General features: G+C 66.5%; 10 protein-coding genes and 1 pseudogene. 2 read left to right on the forward strand and 9 right to left on the reverse strand.

The window, feature by feature from the left end:
• Positions 1–84 precede the first annotated feature (84 nt).
• A complete protein-coding gene (locus tag PSR88_RS27420; protein WP_016883636.1) occupies positions 85–10,869 on the forward strand; it encodes an amino acid adenylation domain-containing protein in 10,785 nt (3,594 codons plus the stop codon).
• A 5-nt stretch (positions 10,870–10,874) separates the two neighbouring features.
• Here PSR88_RS27420 and PSR88_RS27425 read toward each other — a convergent pair.
• Positions 10,875–11,187: pseudogene (locus PSR88_RS27425) on the reverse strand (hypothetical protein).
• Positions 11,188–11,235: 48 nt separating this feature from the next.
• Positions 11,236–11,394 (reverse strand): hypothetical protein, encoded by a 159-nt coding sequence (locus tag PSR88_RS27430; protein ID WP_016883635.1) that lies wholly within the window; start codon positions 11,392–11,394, stop codon positions 11,236–11,238.
• 177 nt (positions 11,395–11,571) lie between these two features.
• On the opposite strand from PSR88_RS27430, the gene PSR88_RS27435 reads away from it, so the two are divergent.
• Positions 11,572–12,015 (forward strand): SPW repeat protein, encoded by a 444-nt coding sequence (locus PSR88_RS27435; RefSeq protein ID WP_011597573.1) that lies wholly within the window; start codon positions 11,572–11,574, stop codon positions 12,013–12,015.
• An 80-nt stretch (positions 12,016–12,095) separates the two neighbouring features.
• Here the strand turns inward: PSR88_RS27435 and PSR88_RS27440 are convergent, their stop codons facing one another.
• The 7 genes from PSR88_RS27440 to PSR88_RS27470 all read right to left on the reverse strand — a co-directional run bounded on the left by PSR88_RS27440 (position 12,096) and on the right by PSR88_RS27470 (position 20,245).
• The gene (locus PSR88_RS27440) at positions 12,096–13,286 is read right to left on the reverse strand and encodes a TerC family protein (protein ID WP_011597574.1); all 1,191 of its coding nucleotides are present in this window, start codon (positions 13,284–13,286) and stop codon (positions 12,096–12,098) included.
• A gap of 124 nt (positions 13,287–13,410) precedes the next feature.
• Entirely contained in the window at positions 13,411–14,904 is a 1,494-nt protein-coding gene (locus PSR88_RS27445; RefSeq protein ID WP_016883634.1) for a gamma-aminobutyraldehyde dehydrogenase, read from the reverse strand.
• A complete protein-coding gene (locus PSR88_RS27450; RefSeq protein WP_342338556.1) occupies positions 14,901–16,286 on the reverse strand; it encodes an aspartate aminotransferase family protein in 1,386 nt (461 codons plus the stop codon). The genes PSR88_RS27445 and PSR88_RS27450 overlap by 4 nt, the downstream gene beginning before the upstream one ends.
• Complete coding sequence (locus PSR88_RS27455) at positions 16,283–16,744, reverse strand: Lrp/AsnC family transcriptional regulator (protein ID WP_011597577.1); 462 nt, start codon at positions 16,742–16,744, stop codon at positions 16,283–16,285. Before PSR88_RS27455 ends, PSR88_RS27450 begins: the two co-directional genes overlap by 4 nt.
• Before the next feature lie 85 nt (positions 16,745–16,829).
• On the reverse strand, positions 16,830–18,365 hold the full coding sequence (locus PSR88_RS27460) for an APC family permease (RefSeq protein ID WP_016883632.1): 1,536 nt from the start codon (positions 18,363–18,365) through the stop codon (positions 16,830–16,832).
• 78 nt (positions 18,366–18,443) lie between these two features.
• Complete coding sequence (locus tag PSR88_RS27465) at positions 18,444–18,824, reverse strand: cupin domain-containing protein (RefSeq protein WP_016883631.1); 381 nt, start codon at positions 18,822–18,824, stop codon at positions 18,444–18,446.
• The gene (locus PSR88_RS27470) at positions 18,821–20,245 is read right to left on the reverse strand and encodes an NAD(P)/FAD-dependent oxidoreductase (RefSeq protein WP_016883630.1); all 1,425 of its coding nucleotides are present in this window, start codon (positions 20,243–20,245) and stop codon (positions 18,821–18,823) included. Before PSR88_RS27470 ends, PSR88_RS27465 begins: the two co-directional genes overlap by 4 nt.
• Positions 20,246–20,248: the final 3 nt, after the last annotated feature.

The following is a 20,248-nucleotide window of genomic DNA, read 5'->3' on the forward strand; positions in this document are numbered from 1 at the left end:
GGCCCGCTTTCGGGCTGTTCGTCAAAGTTGTAGATCGGGGGACAGATAGTGGGCTCGGGGTTCCCGCGCAAGACTGCAGGTGAAGTGGATTCACGTGCATTCCCGCTCTCGCATGCCCAAAAGGGACTGTGGTTCGCGCAGCAGTTGGAACCGAACGTCCCCATTCTCGTCGCGCAGTATGTCGAGCTGCGTGGGCCTGTGGACGTCGGAGCGTTGAAGTGGGCGTCCGAGCAGGGCTCGTTCGACATCGAGTCTCCCGGGGTTCGGATCGTCGACTACGCGGGTGAGCCGTACCAGTTGCCGGACGAGACGATCGACGACGAACTCGCCTACGTCGACCTGCGGTCCCGTGAAGATCCCGTGGCGGACGCGCACCGATGGATGGACGAGCGGCGACGCCGCCCCATGTCGGTGTACCGGGACCGGCTGATTTCGGCGACACTGCTGCACGTCGGCCGTGACCACTACTTCCTCACCACCTTCGCGCACCACCTGATCCTCGACGGCTACGGCGCCATGGTGCTGATGAACCGGGTCGCCGAGCTCTACACACACGCAGTCGAGCGCACCGAAGCTCCTGCGTCGAAGGCCCTGCCGCTTCGCGAACTGTACGAGGCCGAGGACGCGTACCCGAGATCCCGCCGATTCGAGATCGACCGAGAGTACTGGGCCGAACGAACGGCGAACCTGCCCGAGCCCTCCCGTTTGACCGACCGGGAGAGCGCCCCGTCGGCCGTGTCGTTGCTCGCCAGCAAGGTGATGGATCCCGGTGTCGTCGACGAGCTGGAAGCACTCGCTCGAGAGTGGAATTCGTTCGAGGTACCGATCGTGGTCGCGGCGTTCGCCGCATTTCTCGCGCGGATGACGGGCAATTCGGATGTCGTGCTGAGTCTCCCGGTGTCTGCTCGCACCACCGCGGGCGCGCGCCGTTCGGGCGGCAGTGTGGCCAACATCGTTCCGCTCCGGATCGCGGTGGATGCGCACGGGACTACACACGACCTGGTGCGCCGTGTCCAGCTGGAACTGACCGGTGCGCTGCGGCATCAACGTTTCCGGTACGAAGACATCCTCCACGACATGCGGTCGACCTCCCGCGTCGGCAGCGGCTTCGGGCCGATGGTCAACATCATGATGTTCCACACCGAGACGTGGTGGGGTGAGGTACTCGGTGAATTGAACGTTCTCACCGCCGGCCCGGTGGACGACCTTGCGGTGGCGATCTATCCGGGGGCCGCCGGCCAGAACGTCCGCGTGGACTTCGAGGGCAACCCGGCGGTGTACGAACGAGACGAACTTGCGGGACACCACGAGAGATTTCTGGAGTATCTGGGCGGATTCGTCGGCGCGGACGCCGAGGCGGCGGTCGGCAGCCTGCCTTTGCTCACCGACGACGAACTCGAGACGCTTGTGCCTCTCACCGGCCCTCCCTCGGTGTCTCCGCTCACCCTTCCGGACATGTTCGACCTGACAGCGGATTCCGACACGGTTGCCGTCCGCTGTGGCGATGCCGAGATGACCTACCGCGCTCTGCACGAGCGATCGAATCGGCTCGCGCGCAGACTGCTCGCGCAGGGTGTCGGCGTCGGCAACCGTGTTGCGTTGATGCTGCCCCGCTCGATCGAACAGGTGGTCGCGGTGTGGGCCGTCGCGCGGTGCGGTGCGGCGTTCGTTCCGGTGGACCCGGACTATCCGGCCGAACGCATCGCGCACATGATCGACGAATCAGGCGTCACCATCGCTGTCGCAACGGAACCGGAGGTGGTGCCTCCTGGTGTCGAGTGGGTGGATGTGGCCGATGCGCCGGGGAACGGCGCACCTATAGCCGATGCTGAACTGGCACACCGGATCAGGCTGGACAACGCGGCGTATGTCATCTACACGTCCGGCTCGGTCGGGGCGCCACGCGGTATCACCATGCCCCATCGCGGACTTGCCAATCACGCCGCCGCATTGCGTCGTCTCTACGCAGCAGATTCCCGCTCGCGAGTGCTCATGGGCGCGTCGCCCTCGTACGACGCCTCGATTCACGAGTTGTTGGTCGCGGTCACAGCCGGTGCGACGCTGGTGATCGCGCCGCCGCCGGTGCGCGGAGGGAAAGCGCTGGCCGACCTGCTGCGGCGTGAGCGGATCACCCACTGGACCACGACACCCGCCGTCCCAGCGCAGATGGATCCGGCTGGATTGACCGATCTCGAGGTACTCGCCGTCGCGGGGGAGGTCTGCCCGCCGGAACTGGTGGCGCGGTGGGGCCTGGGGCGCACCGTGCTGAACCTGTACGGTCCGACGGAAGTGACCGTGTGGGCCACGGCCACCGACGCACTCGTCCCCGGTTCCCGCACCACGATCGGGCGACCGATCGAAGGTGTGTCCGCGGTAGTGTTGGACCGTTTCCTGCAGCCCGTGCCGGCCGGAGTGGTCGGCGAGTTGTACCTGTCCGGTCCGGGGGTGGGCCGCGGATACCTGGAGCGGCCGGGTGCGAGCGCGACTCGTTTCGTCGCCAACCCGTTCGCGACCGATCTGCGACGCATGTACCGGACGGGCGACCTTGTCCGGTGGTCGAAGGACCACGAGTTGGAATTCGTGGACCGGGCCGACGATCAGGTGAAGATCCGCGGATTCCGGGTCGAACTGGGCGAGATCACCGCGATCCTCGGTCGGCATCCGGGTGTCGACACGGCCATCGCCGTGGCACACGACCGGAGCGGCGAGTTGGTGGTGGACGGTTACGTTCACGGCACCGGCCTGGATCCTGGCGACGTTCTCGCCGGCGTGGCCGAGCGGCTGCCGGCGTACATGGTGCCGTCGACGGTCACAGTTCTCGATTCGGTGCCGCTCACCCCCAGCGGCAAGGTCGATCGATCCGCGTTGCCGATTCCTGCGCCGTACGAACGCGAATTGCGCTACTGGGCAAGGCAGCTCAGGGGTCTGCCGAGTTCCCTGCCGTTGCCGGTGGACCGCGAAGTCTCGGTGAACTCCGGGGCACTCACCGGTGCGGTTCCGTTCGCCGTGGATCCCGCCCTGTGCCGGGACGTGCACCATCTGGCGGCCCGGCACGAGGTCTCGCTCTTCACGGTCGTGCACGCGGCCGTGGCGGTGTTGTCGTCCGTCGTGAGCGGTGAGGACGACCTCGCCGTCGGAGCGGTCCTGCCGGACTGCGCCGACGGACGGGACGGTCACGATTCCGAGCCTCTGGTGCTGCGCAGCAGACTGGATCCACGTCTGACGTTCGAGGAGTTCCTGGTCGAAACCGACCGCGGCGAGCAGGCCGCACGCGCGCACGGTGCGGTCCCGTTCGCGCAGGTGGTCGATGCTGTCGGGCACGAGCTTTCGCCGGATCGTCACCCGCTCTTCCAAGTGATGCTGTCGATGGAAGCGGAGCCGGTGCGGGAGTTCGACGGCCTGGATCTGGTGGTATCGCTGCGCGGTCGGGTCGACGGCCACGGCGACCGGATCGAGGGGGTAATGCGTTACGCAGCACCTCGTTTCGAGCGGCAGACCGTGGAGCAATGGGCGTGGCGGCTGCACCGGCTCTTCGTGGTGGTCGCCGACAACCCCGGGGTTGCGCTGAGCTCGATCGACCTGCTGACGCCGAACGAGCGGGCTGGAGCCATCGGCGGAACGAGGGATTCAACGCACCGGGGCACGTCGTTGCCCGAGATCTTTCTGCAACGAGTTGCCGACCGCCCGGACGCCGCAGCCGTCAGCTGCGGTGGGGAGGTGCTCTCCTATGCCGAGGTCGACCGTCGCTCCAACCGGTTGGCGCGGGCACTGAGAGCATCCGGAATCGGAGATTCGAGCATTGTCGCTGTCGGACTGTCGAACTGGGTCGACAAGGTCGTTGCGCACATTGCCGTGCTGCGGGCGGGCGCAGCCTGCCTGCCCCTGACTCCCGACCATCCCACCGAACGCATCCGGTACACGCTGGCCGATGTGGTGCCGACACTGCTGCTCATCAGTCGTGCCGATGCCGGAGCGATCCCGCACGGCGGATACCCGACAGTGCTGCTCGACGAGGTCGAGCTGAACAACGACGACGACCGCGACGCCACCGCGTCGGAGTCGGAGCCGATTCACCCCGACCGCGTTGCCTATGTGCTCTGCCCCGTGGGCTCGGAACCGGTCGCGGTGACCCACGCGAATGTGCTGGCATGGTCGGGGAACGACCGCGACGCCGTGGTGGCGGACATCTGGGATCCACTCGTCGATGGCGGGACGGTGGGGCACGATCGACGGGACCGCGAGCCTGCGCAACCCGCCGAGCTGGATGCCGGGTCCCGCATCTACGTGCTGGACCGGGCGTTGCGGCCCGTCCCGCCCGGCACGGTCGGGGAACTGTATGTGGGAGGGCAGCAGGTTGCCCGAGGATTCCACCGTCGGCCCGGGCGTACTGCCGAAAGGTTCGTGGCAGACCCGTTCGTGCCCGAGGGTACGGAGGGTGCCGGGGGAGTACGGATGTACCGAACCGGGGACCGAGGGCGGTATCTCGACGGGCGACTGGAGCGGCTACCGGGGACATCGGGAGACAGCAGCCTCGCCCGGTGGCAGCGGGCGTTGCGCGGCGTCGGGTCGTCGTCGCCGGTGCCGACCGACCGGGTAGTCGGGGGAGCCATCTCCCCGTCGGACTGCGTGCACGAGTTCGCGATCGGCTCCGATCGCCACGAGGCAGCCCTCCGGTTGGCGCGCGAGCAGAGCGTGACGTTGTTCACGGTGTTGCGGGCGACTCTCGCAATCCTGCTCGCACGCATCGGTGTTCACCGCGACATCGTCATCGGCGGCAATGCGGGGCTGACGCGAGATCGGGCCCACATGGTGGCGCTGCGGGCCAGCGTCACCCCGGACATGTCGTTCCTCGAGGTCCTCGAGCAGGTCCGCGGCTTCGATGTTGCGGCTTTCCGGGACGCGGACGTGCCGATCGAGGCCCTCGCCGACCTGCTCGGTGGCGAGCGACCGCAGGTGTCGCTGGCGCTCGCGCCGACGTCGGAGAGTCGTACCACGCCGACGCCGTTCGATCTGGCCTTCACGTACTCGGAGCGCTGGTCGGACCACGACCCTGTCGGAGTAGACGGTGTCATCACCTACACGCCGTCGCTGTTCGACGCCGCGACCGTTCGATCGCTGGCCGAGTTGTTCGTGGACGTGCTGGCCGTCGTCACCGACCGCCCCGAGATCGACGTGGGCAGCATCGGCCTCGCCGCCGGCGCAGTCCTCGACGGCGGCGAACCTTCCGAACCGAGAACCCTTTCCGAGATTCTGACCGGCACTGCCCGCAACTCCCCGACTGCGCCGGCGCTCTCCGACGGTGCCGTGACCCTCACCTATCGTGACCTCGACGCACGGTCCGATTCGTTGGCGCGGGTGCTGATCGACGCAGGTGCGCGGCCGGGCCGCGTGATCGCGCTCGCCCTGCCGCGGTCGGTGGATTTCATGATCGCGTTGTGGGCCATCACCAAGACCGGTGCTGCCTTCCTCCCGGTGGATCCGACACATCCGGCGGAGCGTCTGGAGAGAGTGCTGACCGAGGCCGACGTGTGTGTCGGCGTCGGGGAAATGTCGGTGGGCGGTTCGCGGATCGCGTGGCTGCCGGTCACCGCGGGCGACTATCTGGAAGATGTGGCTCCGGTGCGTGTTCCGGTGCATCCGGACGAGGTGGCGTACGTCATCTACACGTCGGGCTCCACCGGTACGCCCAAGGGGGTGATGGTGCCCCACCGCGGTGTGTCCTCGCTGACCGAGGAAGCGGTGCGCCGGTACCGGGTCACGTCGGACTCGCGGGTACTCCACGCCTACAACCCCACCTTCGACGCCGCGCTCCTCGAGGCGCTGCTCGCATTCGGTTCGGGTGCCTGCCTGGTGGTCGCCCCCGCCGAGGTGTTTGCGGGACCGGATCTGCACCGAGTGCTCGTGGAACACCGGGTGAGCCATTATCTGTCGACGCCGGCAGTGCTGGCGTCTCTGAAAACGGACGGGCTCGCGCACATCGACGTCGTTGCGGTCGGCGGAGAGGCTCTGCATCCCGATCTTGCCGCGGCATGGAGCGACGGCCGGCGGATGCTCAATGCGTACGGGCCGACGGAGTCGACCGTCGTCGCCACCCTCGCCGCGGTCGAGCGCCACGTGACCATCGGTGGACCGATTACCGGCACCACCGGTCGGGTGCTCGACGACCGTTTGCGCCCTGCTCCCGTCGGTGCGATCGGCGAGCTGTATCTGTCCGGTTCCGGACTGGCGCGCGGCTACGTCGGTGATCCTGGGCGGACCGCGGTGCGGTTCGTTGCGGGCGCGGGTGGTACCCGTATGTACCGGACCGGCGACCTGGTGCATCGCCGCGCCGACGACAATCTGCAGTTCGTCGCGCGAGTGGACCGGCAGGTGAAGATTCGTGGCGTCCGCATCGAACCGGGGGAGGTCGACGCGGTGATCACCCGGGTCGCCGACGTCGACGGTGCGATCACGGTGGCCCGGCCCAACGCGGCCGGTGCCGACGCGTTGGTGTCGTATGTCGTGCCCAGCGGGTCCCTCGACGTCGAGTTGTTGCGCAAGAGACTCGAAGACGTGTTGCCGTCGTACCTGGTGCCTGCCGCAGTCGTGGTACTCGACGCATTTCCTCTCAACCCCTCGGGCAAGATCGACGTGAAGGCGTTGCCGGCGCCGGTACTCGAATCGAGGGTCTTCCGGGCACCCGTGTCGCCGGTGCAGGAGGCCGTTGTCGCCGTCTTTGCCGAGGTGCTCGCGGTGGAACAGGTCGGGCTCGACGACGAATTCTTCGCACTGGGCGGCAACTCGCTGATCGCGACGCAGGCGGCCGCCCGATTGGGTGAGGCGCTGAATGCGCACGTGCCGGTCCGGATGCTGTTCGAGGCGTCGACGGTGGAAGCGCTCGCCGAGCAGGTGACTTCGGTGCTCGGCACGGGTAACTGCCCGGTCCTGTCGAGGCAGCCTCGACCGGAACGTATTCCTTTGTCGCCGGCGCAGCAGCGGATGTGGTTCCTGAGCCGCTTCGACCCGGCATCCCCGGCCTACAACATGCCCCTGGCCGTGCGGTTGACCGGAGAGCTGAACGTGCCCGCACTGCAGCAGGCGGTGCACGACGTGCTGGAACGGCACGAATCGCTCCGGACGGTGTTCCCGGAACACGACGGCGAGCCGGTGCAGATCGTGGTGCCCGCAGAAACTGTGGAATTGGACCTGTCCCCGACAATCGTCGCCGAAGATGCTGTCGACGCCCACGTACTCTCGGTCGTCGCACGAGGATTCGACGTCTCGACAACGGTCCCGATCCGTGGGCGGCTGCTGCGGGTGAGCGACAACGAACTGATCCTGGTCGTGGTGGTGCACCACATCAGTGCGGACGGCTTCTCCATGGCACCACTGGCGCGGGATGTGGCGACGGCGTACCTGGCGCGGTCGCGGGGCGAACGTCCCGGGTGGACACCGCTCGCGGTGCAGTACGTCGATTTCGCGTTGTGGCAGCGGGAGGTGCTGGGCGACGAAAGCGACCCGGAATCGCCGGCGGCGGCGCAGATCGACTACTGGACGCGCAGACTCGCGGGAATTCCCGAGTTCCTCGAGATACCGACCGACCGCCCCCGGCCCGCGGCACGTACCAATCGGGGTGCCGTCGTCCCCGTGACCATCGGTGCCGACACGCATCGACGTCTCGGTGATGTTGCACAACAACATAATTCGACCTTGTTCATGGTGATGCATGCCGCTCTGGCGGTGTTGCTGGCGCGCCTGACGGGAACCTCGGACATCGTGATCGGCACTCCGGTCGCGGGCCGCGGTGAACGGGTGCTCGACGACGTGGTCGGCATGTTCGTCAACACACTTGTACTGCGTACCGAGGTGGATCCCGGCGCCTCCCTCCTCGACGTTCTGGACGAGGCGCGCGAGACCGATCTCGGGGCGCTGGCCCACGCGGAGGTGCCGTTCGAGCGGCTGGTCGAAATTTTGAATCCAGCTCGTTCGCAATCGTATTCGTCGCTGTTCCAGGTCATGCTCGCATTTCAGAACCAGACCGCGGCGGCGCTGGAACTGCCGGGACTGACCATCGCGCCGCTCGAGATCGATGCGCAGGTCACCAAGTTCGATCTCGACTTCTCGCTCTCGGACAGCTACGACGCGAACGGTGGCGCGGCCGGTGTCTCCGGGACGCTCACATACTCCACCGAGTTGTTCGACTCCGAGACGGCGGATCGGTTCGCCAGCGGTTTGGTACGCGTCGCCGAGGCTTTCGCAACGCAACCGAGTCGTCAGGTCTGCGAGCTCTCCCTGCTGACGGACGACGAGACGGCCCAGATGCTGGACACGTGGAATTCGACGGACGTGGAGCTGCGCGCAGAAACACTGGTCGATCTTCTCGATGCCCAGGTGGCCCGCGTCCCAGGTGCCGTTGCCGTGGTCTTCGAGGACAATGCGTTGACGTACGGCGAGCTGGACTTACGCGTCAACCGCCTGGCGAGGCTGCTCGTCGAGCGTGGAGTAGGCCCGGACTCCCTCGTGGCGCTTGCGTTCGAGCGCTCGCCGGACATGATCGCCGGAATGTGCGCCGTCCTCCGGGCCGGCGGTGGCTACGTGCCCCTCGACCCGGACCACCCGGCAGAGCGTATCGAGGACGTGCTGAGCTCCGCGGCATCGGATCTGGTGTTGACCACGTCGTGGACGTACGCGTCCTTGCCTGCCGGTATCGCACGCGTCGACATCGACACCGTCGATCTGTCCGGGTTCGGTTCGCACCCGATCTGCGATGCCGACCGGGTGCGTTCGCTGCGGCCGCAGAACACCGCCTATGTTCTCTTCACGTCGGGGTCGACGGGACGCCCCAAGGGCGTGACCGTCAGCCACGCCGCAATCGTGAATCAGTTGCGCTGGCTCGCCGAGGAGTACGAGGTCACCGCCGACGACCGCGGAGTGCTCAAGGCTCCGTACACGTTCGATGTCTCGGTGTGGGAGATCTTCCTGCCCCTGATCGTGGGTGCCCAACTGGTGGTGACGCGGCCCGGCGGGCATCGCGACCTCGACTATCTGGCGACCGTCATCCGCGAGCACCGGATCACCATGATGCATTTCGTGCCGTCGGTCCTGGCCGCGTTCCTCGCGATCGGTGAGGGGGAGGCCCTGTCCTCGCTACGGCACCTCCATGTGGGCGGCGAGGAGGTGCCGTCCGAGCTCGTGGAGGACGTGATCGCACTTCGTCCGGGCGCATTCCACAATACGTATGGTCCCACCGAGGCGGCGATCACCACGACAACCTTCAGGCTGGGCGAATCCGTCGATGCGCGAGTGCCGATCGGTGCGCCGGTGTGGAACACCCGGGCGTACGTGCTGGACGCACGGCTGAACCCGGTTCCGGTGGGTGTGGCCGGCGAGCTCTATCTCGGCGGCGACCAACTGGCCCGCGGCTATGTGGGACGCAGCGAGCTCACCGCGGAACGATTCGTCGCCGATCCCTTCGGCCGGGGAGGGGAACGCCTGTACCGCACAGGCGATCTCGTGAAATGGACCCGAACTGGTCAGCTGGTGTACCTGGGCCGAACGGACCTCCAGGTCAAGTTGCGTGGCCTGCGAATCGAACTCCGGGAGATCGAGTCGGTGCTGGAGGCGGCGGCGGGGGTGTCCCAGGCCGCGGTGGCGCTGGTCTCGGACGAGCGTGGCGGTGACCACCTCGTCGGTTACGTCGCGGCCGAACAGGGCCGGCGGATCGATACCGACGCATTGGCGGCGTCTGCCCGAGAACGGCTACCCGCGTACATGGTGCCGTCGCAGATCATGGTTCTGGACGAGCTGCCCCTGGCGTCGGCCGGGAAGCTCGACAGGCGTGCGCTTCCGAAGCCGCGGTTCGAACCCCGGGCGTTCCGCGCCCCGGCGACGGACACCGAGGTCGCGGTGGCCACCGCCTTCGCGGAGCTGCTGGGTGTCGAGAGGGTGGGCGCGGACGACAATTTCTTCGAGCTGGGCGGTAACTCTCTGCTGGCGGTCCGCGTGGTGAGTGCGCTCGAGGCGTCCACGGGTGTTGCGGTTCCGCTGCAGATGGTGATGACGGATCCGACCCCGAGTTCGATAGCGGCACGGTTGAGTTCGGCCGATCGGCACCGTGACGGGGCGCTCGATGTGCTCTTCCCCATCAGGTCGGCAGGGGAGGGGCGGCCGCTGTTCTGCATTCACCCGATCGTGGGTCTCGCCTGGTGTTACACGGGTCTGACGTCCAGGATCGATCCCGAACGGCCGATCTACGGCCTTCAGTCGCCGGCGATCACAGGTGAGGACACTTTGCCGGCGTCGATCGACGATCTCGCGGCGAGGTACGTGGAGGAGATCCGCAAGATCCAACCCCGCGGGCCGTACGAACTCCTGGGTTGGTCGCTCGGCGGAGTCCTCGCGCATGCAGTCGCGGTGCAACTCCAGGCTGCGGGTGACGAGGTGGCGACCGTCGTGATGCTCGACAGTTACGCGCAGCAGCCGGACCCGAGGGACACGGAGATGCCGGTGAGCGCGGGTGACCTGCTGGCGGGTATCGGCGTCGAGGCGGACGTGCCGGCGGCCGTTGCGGACATGACACCCGAATCGGCGGTGGACCTCCTGGCGGCGACGGGCGGCCCCACGGCCGTTCTCAGCCGCGACCAGCTCCACAGGCTGATCGAGAGTGCCGCACACAACTGTGCGCTGCTCGAGCGCCACACCCCGGGTGTCTTTCGAGGTGACGTCGCGTTCTTCACTGCCGGCCGGGACGATCCGACGGGATCGGCGGCGGCAGCGAGTTGGGAGCCCTACGTGACGGGCGCTGTCCGGAACCGCATCGTCGACAGTGCGCATTGGCACATGACGTCACCTGGGGTGTTGAGGGTGGTCGGGGCGGCCCTGAGAGGCTGACCCGGTCAGTACCGGGTCCGGAACGGCGTTCTCCGGCGTCGCCCGTTTCGTCGAGCCGACGGTCGGTCCCCGGTGGTCGAGAGGCGTCCAGACGGCGATGGCGACGGCCGCAACGGACAGCAGATCGGACACCGTGAGGCCGTGCGTTGCGTCGAACTCCCACAGCACTTGACCCTCGAGCGGACCGTTGCCGAATATCCACAGCACGGCGGCGGCGACGGTGGCTGCGGCGGACGCGCGGGAGGGTCGTGCAAGGCACAGTGTGGTCGCCGCAAACAACAGGTTCATGAACACGAGTGGATAGAAGGGCAGCGCCATCCCGTCATTCTTCCAAGCTGCAGCGGGAACGCACCCGGTGGGGCGCGGTCATGCGACCGTTCGGTCGGGAGGGTCGTTCTTACTCGTCGCGTCTTCTTTGGCGGGCAGTTCGTGCAGGTCTTTCTGCCGTATCGCTTTCCCGATGACGATCGCGAGCGGCACCGACAGTGCTACCCACACCAGCGCGACCCAGGCAATCCACCACACACATCGAGTATGCCCGCCCCCTGGACGCCTACCCAAGGGCTACGAATACGCCGCCGTCCGTTAGGACTGGTCGGTAGCGGAAATTCGGAAAAATTACCTGGTCATCACTGGTTTGCCGGACGAAGTTCGGGGCACCCCCTTCGGTAGGGGTTGGTTCTCTTTTCAAGGAGGTGGGTGATGACGACACCAGGTATGTCGATCGAGAGACACCCTGATATCGCCGAATTGCGGGCTCGCTACGACCGAGTCTCAGAACAGCCGATGACGCAGGTCACCGAGGGCCTGATGTTCATGGCGGGCCTCTACATGGCGGCGTCGCCGTGGATTGTCGGGTTCGCGAGCCAGTCGGGCCTGGCGATGTGCAACCTGTTGTCGGGTGTTGCGGTGGCACTGCTTGCCGTCGGTTTCACGTCGGCCTACTCACGCACGCACGGCATGGCGTTCGTCGCGCCGCTGCTGGGTCTGTGGATGATCGTCAGCCCGTGGCTGGTCGTCGGAGTAACCACCACGGCGGGAATGATCTGGTCGAACGTGATCTGCGGCATCGTCGTCTGTCTGCTGGGTCTCGGTATCACCGCCATGGGAATGGCGGACGGCGGAATGCGGATGAGGAGGAGGTAGTCGCGGCGCGTGCCTTCATGGGGATGGGGCACGAGTCACAGGAGCGCCCGCCGATTCGGTGGGCGCTTCGCTGAGTTCACCTAACGTTGTTTGAGGAACGCGTCGTGCTCCTGGTGGGAGCGCTTGATGAGGTCCATGAGTGCGGTTTCTTCGCGGACCATCTTCTTGAACTTCGGGTCGAGCTTCTTGAGCTGCTCTTCCTCGCCCCGCAACTTGTCGTACATGCGTTCGCGCTCTGCCAGGTCGGCGGTGTAATCGAGGTCGAGGTAGTTGATCGCGTGCCGCCGGGCACCGGCGATCGCGGACTGTGCCCTGCCCTTCTTGCTGGTGAGCGACGCGATCACGGTGATGACGAGGATGCCGATGATGACGGCCAGCGACGCGAACGTGCTGATCTCGATGACGTTCACCGGTTCGCCGTCGTTGACGAACGGCAGGTTGTTCTCGTGCAGCGCGTGCAGGATCAGCTTGACCCCGATGAACGCGAGGATCGCGGACAGTCCGTACGACAGGTAGATGAGGCGGTCGAGGAGACCGTCGAGCAGGAAGTACAGCTGCCGCAGACCCATCAGCGAGAACACGGTGGCCGTGAAGACGACGAAGACATTCTGGGTGAGGCCGAAGATCGCGGGAATGGAGTCGAGTGCGAACAGGATGTCGGTGCCGCCGATAGCAACCATCACCAGCAGCATCGGCGTCATCGCCCGCTTGCCGTTCTCGATGGTGAAGAGTTTGTCGCCGTCGTAGTGCTCGGTGGTGTGCATGAACTTCTTCGCGATCCGGATGATGAAGTTGTCGGCCGAGTGCGAATCCTCGGTCTCGGGTCGCAGCATGTTGCCGGCGGTGATCAGCAGGATCAGGCCGAAGAAGTAGAACACCCACGCGAACGAATTGATCAGCGCGGCGCCGAGGAAGATGAACGCGGTCCGGGCGAAGATCGAGAACACGATGCCGAACAGCAGGACCTTCTGCTGGTCTTCGCGCGGCACCCGGAAGCTGGACATGATGATGAGGAAGACGAAGAGGTTGTCGACGGACAGCGCCTTCTCCGTGACGTAGCCGGCGAAGTACTCCGAACCCATGTCGACGCCGCCGAAGATCAGGACCGCGACGCCGAAGAGCAGCGCGAGGCCGACGTAGATCGACGACCAGATGGCCGCTTCCTTCAGCGTCGGGATGTGCGCGTGGCGGACGTGGAAGAAGTAGTCGAACGCGAGCAGCGCGACGATCACGATGATCGTCACAATCCAGGCGAACGGGGTCACATGCATCGTCTCTGCCTTTCAGCTGAAGCGAACGCGCCTGTTCGTCAGCGTAGTCGCGCGCGGGGCGCGACTTGGCAGAACCGCCGCTGTCGCCGGGACGGCACACGAGCTGCCGTCCCGGCGACCGGGCTCATCGTCGGTCGCCGAACACCGTCCGGTGCCAGTCCTTCCTGGCGGTTCCGGTGATGTCGGACATGACGTGCTTGACGTTGGTGTACTCGTCGAGCGAATACGTCGACATGTCCTTGCCGTAACCGGACGCCTTGTACCCGCCGTGGGGCATCTCGCTGATGATCGGGATGTGGTCGTTGATCCACACACAGCCCGCGGCGATGTCGCGGGAGGCGGTCTGGGCCCGGTACAGGTCCCGCGTCCAGGCGGACGCCGCCAGCCCGAAGTCGGTGTCGTTGGCGAGTGCGATTCCGTCCGAATCGTTTTCGAACCGCAGGACGACGAGAACCGGGCCGAAGATCTCCCGCTGCACGATCTCACTGGACTGGTCGGCACCCACGACGAGCGTCGGCTCGTAGTAGAAGCCGGACGCGAGATCGCCCCCGGGGACGGATCCGCCGCGGACGATCTTCGCCCCGGTGTCGCGGGCGCGATCGATGAACCCGGCGACGTGCTGCTGCTGCCGCCGCGACACCAACGGACCCATGTCGGTGCCGGGATCGGACGGGTCGCCGAGCCGGACGGTGTCCATGAGCGATGCCACTCCGGCGACGAAGTCGTCGTACAGCGGCCGCTGCACGTAGGCGCGGGTGGCCGCGGTGCAGTCCTGGCCAGAGTTGATGAGGGCACCGGCGACGGCTCCGTTGATCGCGGCCTCGAGATCCGCGTCGTCGAACACCACGAAGGGGGCCTTCCCACCCAGTTCCAGGTGGAGTCGTTTGCCCGCCGCGGCGCCCGCGATCTGCCGTCCCACGGGTGTCGAGCCGGTGAAACTCACCATGCTCACGTCCCCGTGCGACACCAGCGACGACCCGGTCGTCGCGCCGCGGCCGGTGATCACGTTGACGACGCCGTCCGGCATTCCGGCGCGGGACGCGGCTTCCGCGAACAGCAGCGACGTGAGGGGAGTAATCTCCGCCGGTTTGAGCACGATGGTGTTGCCTGCGGCGACCGCGGGCAGGATCTTCCACGCCGCCATCTGCAGCGGATAGTTCCACGGCGCGATCGAGCCGATCACCCCGATCGGTTCGCGGCGGATGGTGGACGTGTGGTCGGGGGAGTACTCGCCCGACGCCTTGCCCTCCAGGGTGCGGGCCGCGCCGGCGAAGAACGACACGTTGTCGATCGACCCGGGAACGTCGAACTCGGTCGACAGTTTGATCGGTTTGCCCGTCTGCCGGGTTTCGGTGCGTGCGATGTCGTCGGACATCTCCGTGAGCTCGGCGGCCCATCGGGTCAGGACGGCGGAACGCTCGCCCGGGCTCGTCGTCGACCAGTCCGCGTAGGCGGTTTTCGCGGTGGCGACCGCGTCGTCGACGTCGTCCACCGACGCCTCGGTGCGGGAGGAGATCACCTCACCGGTGGCCGGGTCGAGCACCTCGTACCGCTCGGCCGCCCGGCCGTCCCGGTAGCGGCCGCCGACGTACAGCCCGGGAAGGTCCTGGTGGTTCACAGCAGGGTCCAGGCTTCGGTGAGGACGCTGCGGAGGATGTGTTCGATTTCGTCGAATTCGGTCTGCCCGCAGATCAGGGGTGGGGCGAGTTGGATGACCGGGTCGCCGCGGTCGTCGGCCCGGCAGTACAGGCCGGCGTCGAACAGGGCGGTGGAGAGGAATCCGTGCAGGATCCGTTCGGCCTCGTCGTCGGTGAACGACTCCTTGGTGGTCTTGTCCTTGACCAGCTCGATGCCGTAGAAGAAGCCCTCGCCGCGCACGTCGCCGACCATCGGCAGGTCGGTGAGCTTGTCGAGGGTGGCCCGGAACGCCGGGGCCTGCTCGGCGACGTGGGTGTTGAGGCCCTCGCGTTCGAAGATGTCCAGGTTCGCCAATGCGACCGCCGCCGAGACGGGGTGTCCGCCGAAGGTGTAGCCGTGCGCGAACATCGAGGTCCCGTCGGAGAACGGTTCGAAGAGCCGGTCCGAGGCGATCATCGCCCCGATCGGCGAGTACCCCGAGGTCAGGCCCTTGGCGCAGGTGATGATGTCGGGCACGTACCCGAAGTCGTCGCACGCGAACATCGACCCGATCCGGCCGAACGCGCAGATCACCTCGTCCGAGACCAGCAGCACGTCGTACTCGTCGCAGATCTGCCGGACCCGCTCGAAGTAGCCGGGCGGCGGTGGGAAGCAGCCGCCGGCGTTCTGCACCGGTTCGAGGAAGACGGCGGCGACGGTGTCTGGGCCCTCGAATTCGATGGCCTCGGCGATCCGGTCGGCGGCCCAGATCCCGAACGCCTTCGGGTCGGAGCCGAGCGGTTCGGGGGCCCGGTAGATGTTGGTGTTGGGGACCCGGAACGCGCCGGGGGTGAGCGGTTCGAACGGGGCCTTCAGCGCGGGGATGCCGGTGATGGCCAGGGCCCCCTGCGGGGTGCCGTGGTAGGCGATGGAGCGGGAGATGACCTTGTGTTTGCCGGGTTTGCCGACCTTCTTGAAGTACTGTTTGGCCAGTTTCCAGGCGCTTTCGACGGCCTCGCCGCCGCCGGTGGTGAAGAAGACCCGGTTCAGATCGCCGGGGGCGTAGCCGGCGAGGCGTTCGGCGAGTTCGATCGCGGGTGGGGTGGCGTAGGACCAGAGTGGGAAGAACGCGAGCTGTTCGGCCTGTTTGGCGGCGGCCTCGGCGAGTTCGGTGCGGCCGTGTCCGGCCTGGACGACGAACAATCCGGACAGCCCGTCGAGGTAGCTCTTGCCGGCGGTGTCCCAGATCCTGGCACCCTCACCGCGGGTGATGATCGGCGGGGTGATGTCCTGCCCGTGGCGGGAGAAATGACCCCACAGATGGCGGCGGGCGGCCGCCTCGAGGTGCGCCGTGGTGGGCGAAGAGTTGGTAACCGTAGTCATCGGGTTCCCCAATCATATTGCTGTTTGACAAGTTTCAGGTACACCATCGTCTCGGTGCCGAGCACACCGGGAATAGTGCGAATTTCTTTGTTGAGCACGGCAAGGAGGTGGTCGTCGTTCTCGCACACGATCTCGGCCAGAATGTCGTAGGCGCCTGCCGTCAACACGACGTAATCGATGGCGTCGACGTCCGCGAGGCGAGCGGCGATCTCGGTGACGTCCCCCGAGCAGCGGATTCCGACCATGGCCTGACGTGAGAATCCCACTTGCACGGGGTCGGTCACCGCGACGATCTGCGTGACGCCGGTATCGATCAGCTTCTGCACGCGTTGGCGTACAGCCGCTTCCGACAATCCGACGACCTTGCCGATGGCCGAGTACGACCGTCGTCCATCCTCCTGAAGTTGCTCGATGATCTGCTTGGACACGGGATCGAGAGAGGCAGGCTGCTCAGACATGGTCGAATCCTCCCTTGCTCGTCGTGTCGAAGACAATCGGCTCGGACATTTCGGAACTATCGCCTCTTCCTGGTGACGTGGGTACTCACGATTCGGGCACCTTCACTTCGGTGTCGGCGGTGAGGGTGCGTCCGCGGAAGAAGTTCCGGGAACCGGTCGCGAAACACAGCAACATCAGGGGGATTCCGACCACCAGCATTCCGACGCCGAGAACGAACACGCCCCCGAACGGGCCGAACGCGGTGAATCCGTAGTCGGGACGCAGCATGTCGACGGCGCTCTGCACGAAGGCCCACGTCATGCAGAGGGCACCGAGCAGCGGGAAGATGCCGCGCATGAACAGATTACGTGCCGAGTCGAGGAGTGTCCGACGGAAGTACCAGACGCACGCGTAGGCGGTGATGCCGTAGTAGAAGGCGACCGCGAGTCCGAGTGACGCCACCGAATCCTGCAGAGCGTTGGCGCTGGCGAACGACAGGACCAGGTAGAACAGCAGTGCCGCGGCTCCCATGACCAGGGTTCCGAAGCCGGGGGTCATGTACCGGGGGTGCACCGAGGCGAACCGGCGCGGCAGTGCCTCGTAGACCGCCATCGACAACGTTCCGCGAGCCGTCGGCAGGATGGTGGTCTGGGTCGAGGAGAGCGCGGAGATCGAGACCGTCAGCAGCAGCAACGAGGCTGCCACCGGCCCGGCGACCGGTCCGCCCAGCGTGGTCAGCACGTCGTCGACGTTCTCGGGATTGTTCAGTCCGATCCCGGTGTCCCCGAACCCGGCGAACGACTGGACCGCATATCCGACGAGGACGTACGTGGCGACGAGAATGACCGTGGTCAAGACCGCGGCGCGGCCGGGAGTCCGCTCGGAATCCTTCGTTTCCTCACCGACCGCCAGGCAGGCGTCCCACCCCCAGTAGATGAAGATGCACAGGATGATCGCCTGTGCGGCACTGGACATCGAGACACCGGTCGGAATGATCCAGTCCAGTCGCGGGGTGACCGCCTGCGGGCCGGCGGTGCCGCCGAACACCTTCGACAGTGCGATGACGCTGACCCCGATGAGGACGGTGAACTGCACCGCGATCAGCACGTTCTGCAGCCGTTCGCTGATGAGGATGCCGCGAAAGCTGACGTAGGTCATAGCCGCGATGAAGAAGCAGCCCAGCAGCACCTTCGCGGTGAGCGACTCGGCTGCCGCGTGCAACCCGAGAACCTCGAACAGGTAGATCGCCGCGATCTCCGCGGTGTTGGCGAGGACGATGATCGCGGACACGGCGAGTCCCCACCCAGCCATCCAGCCGATCCACGGGCCGAACGCCTTGGTGCCCCAGGTGAACGAGGTGCCGCAGTCCGGGGTGTCCCGATTGAGCTCGCGGTAGGCGAACGCCGTGAGCAACATGGGGATGAACGCGACGAGGAACATCGACGGCGCCTTGTCGCCGACGGCCAGAACGACGTATCCCAGTGTCGCGGCGAGGCTGTAGGCGGGCGCGACCGAGGACAGTCCGATCACCGTGTTGCCGATCAAACCCAGTGCGCCGCTGTTGAGGCCCTTCGCGGTGCCGAGCGGGTCGTGGGTCTTCGAGGGCTGGGTCTTCAAGGGTGGCGGTTCGGCAATGCTCATCAAGTCTCCCTCGAGGTGTGCGGCTGCGGGCAGAGGTGCCCGTGCGTGTGTGATGAAGGGGTGTAGTGGTTTTCGCGATTACGTGGCCGGCGCGGCGATGAAGATCTTCCGCAGCGTGTCACGCACGATCCACCGGGTCTTCTGCCCGGACCGCACGTGGACGACACTTCCGGGACCGAGTTCGAGATCGGGGGTGCCGTCGTCGAACTGCACTGTCGCGTCACCGCTGAGCACGACGAACACCTCGTCGATCTCGACGTCGGACGAGACGCTGGGCTCGATCTCCCACACGCCGACGGTGACACCGGCGAAGTCGCCGAGCACTCGTTCGCCGACCATCGGCACGCTGTCGCCGATCACCTGCTCGTCCGGGAGGCGGTGGTAGTCGAGATCGGCGGTTCGAGCCTCGATGTGCGGTCCGGATTCCCAGGCGACGACCCCGGCCGCGGGGTCGCTCACGAGTCGAACCCCAATCCCACCGCGTCGAGAGCCTTGAGGAAGAGGTTCCGCCGGCCTTCCTGGTGATCGGCGCGATCGAGGGACCACCGGGTGGCGTTGATGCCGGCCGCCGCCAACGGTTCGGGCGGGAAGGGGAGGGGCATGGACTTCACCAAGTCCAACTCCGTCAATGCCGTCGTCTCACCGGACACCTTGTCGAGCATGACGTTCGCCGCGAAGCGGGAGGCGCCGACCCCGAGACCGGTGAAGCCGGCCGCGTACGCGATCCGTCCCTTCGCCGCGGAACCGAAGAACGAGCAGAAGCGTGTCGACGTATCGATGACGCCGCCCCACCGGTGGGTGAACTCGAGACCCTCGAGCTGGGGGAACGTCGTGAAGAAGTGGCTTGCGAGCCTCGTGTGGGACTCGGCACGGTCTTCGAGGTCGTGGTGCATACCCCGCCCGAAATGGTAGATCGCGTCGTAGCCGCCCCAGAGGATTCGGTTGTCGCGGGTGAGCCGGTAGTAGTGGAACTGGTTGGACATGTCGGCGACGCCCTGCCGGGCAGACCATCCCACCTCCGCGAGCTGTGCGTCGGACAGCGGTTCGGTCATGAGCACGTAGTCGTACACCGGCACCGTGTGCAGCCGGTACCGCTTCAGCAGGGACGGAAAAGCATTGGTTGCCAGGATCACTCGGCCGGCCGACAGGGTCGCGGACGCCGTCCGAACGCCGACCCGGGACGACGATCGGGAGCGGACGAGATCGAGGACCTTGGTGTGCTCGAACATCTCGACACCGTGCTCGGCACAGGCTCGGCCGAGTTCGGTGGCGAGCTTGGCCGGATGCACCAGCGCAGTGGACTGCTTGTCCCATACGCCGGCCAGATACGTCGGCGAGTTCACCTGTGCGCGCATCGCAGGGCCGTCGAGCACCGTGGTGGTAGCGCTCGGCGGCGTGTCGAGCACGTCCTTCGCCTGGTAATCGGCGATCGCGACCGAGATCGCGCCGTTCCGTTCGAAATCGCAGTCCAACCCCAGGGTGTGGACGGTCTTCTCGATGTCGTCGAGGTTCTCGAGTCCGAGCGCCTCCAGGGTGTCGATTTCTCCCGGCCAGCGTCGACGTCCGTTCTCGCTGCCGTGGGTCAGGCTGGCTTCGACGAACCCGCCGTTACGGCCGGATGCCGCCCATCCGATGGTCTCGCCCTCCACGAGGGCGACGGACAGGTCGGGGTGGCGCTGTTTCGCGAGGAGAGCACTCCAGAGTCCGGTGTATCCGCCGCCGACGACCACCAGGTCGTACGCGGCGTCGGCCGAGGCGGCCGGGTAGGTGGGGGTGTCGGCGACGTCCTCGATCCAGAACGGTGCCAACCGAGTGCGCCGGAGCGCATGGTCGACGACCTTCGCGTTCGGTTGATTCTTCTCGAACACTGTCTGCAGCATGGA

This window comes from Rhodococcus sp. DK176, from assembly GCF_038447315.2.
Lineage (GTDB): Bacteria > Actinomycetota > Actinomycetes > Mycobacteriales > Mycobacteriaceae > Rhodococcus_F > Rhodococcus_F jostii_A.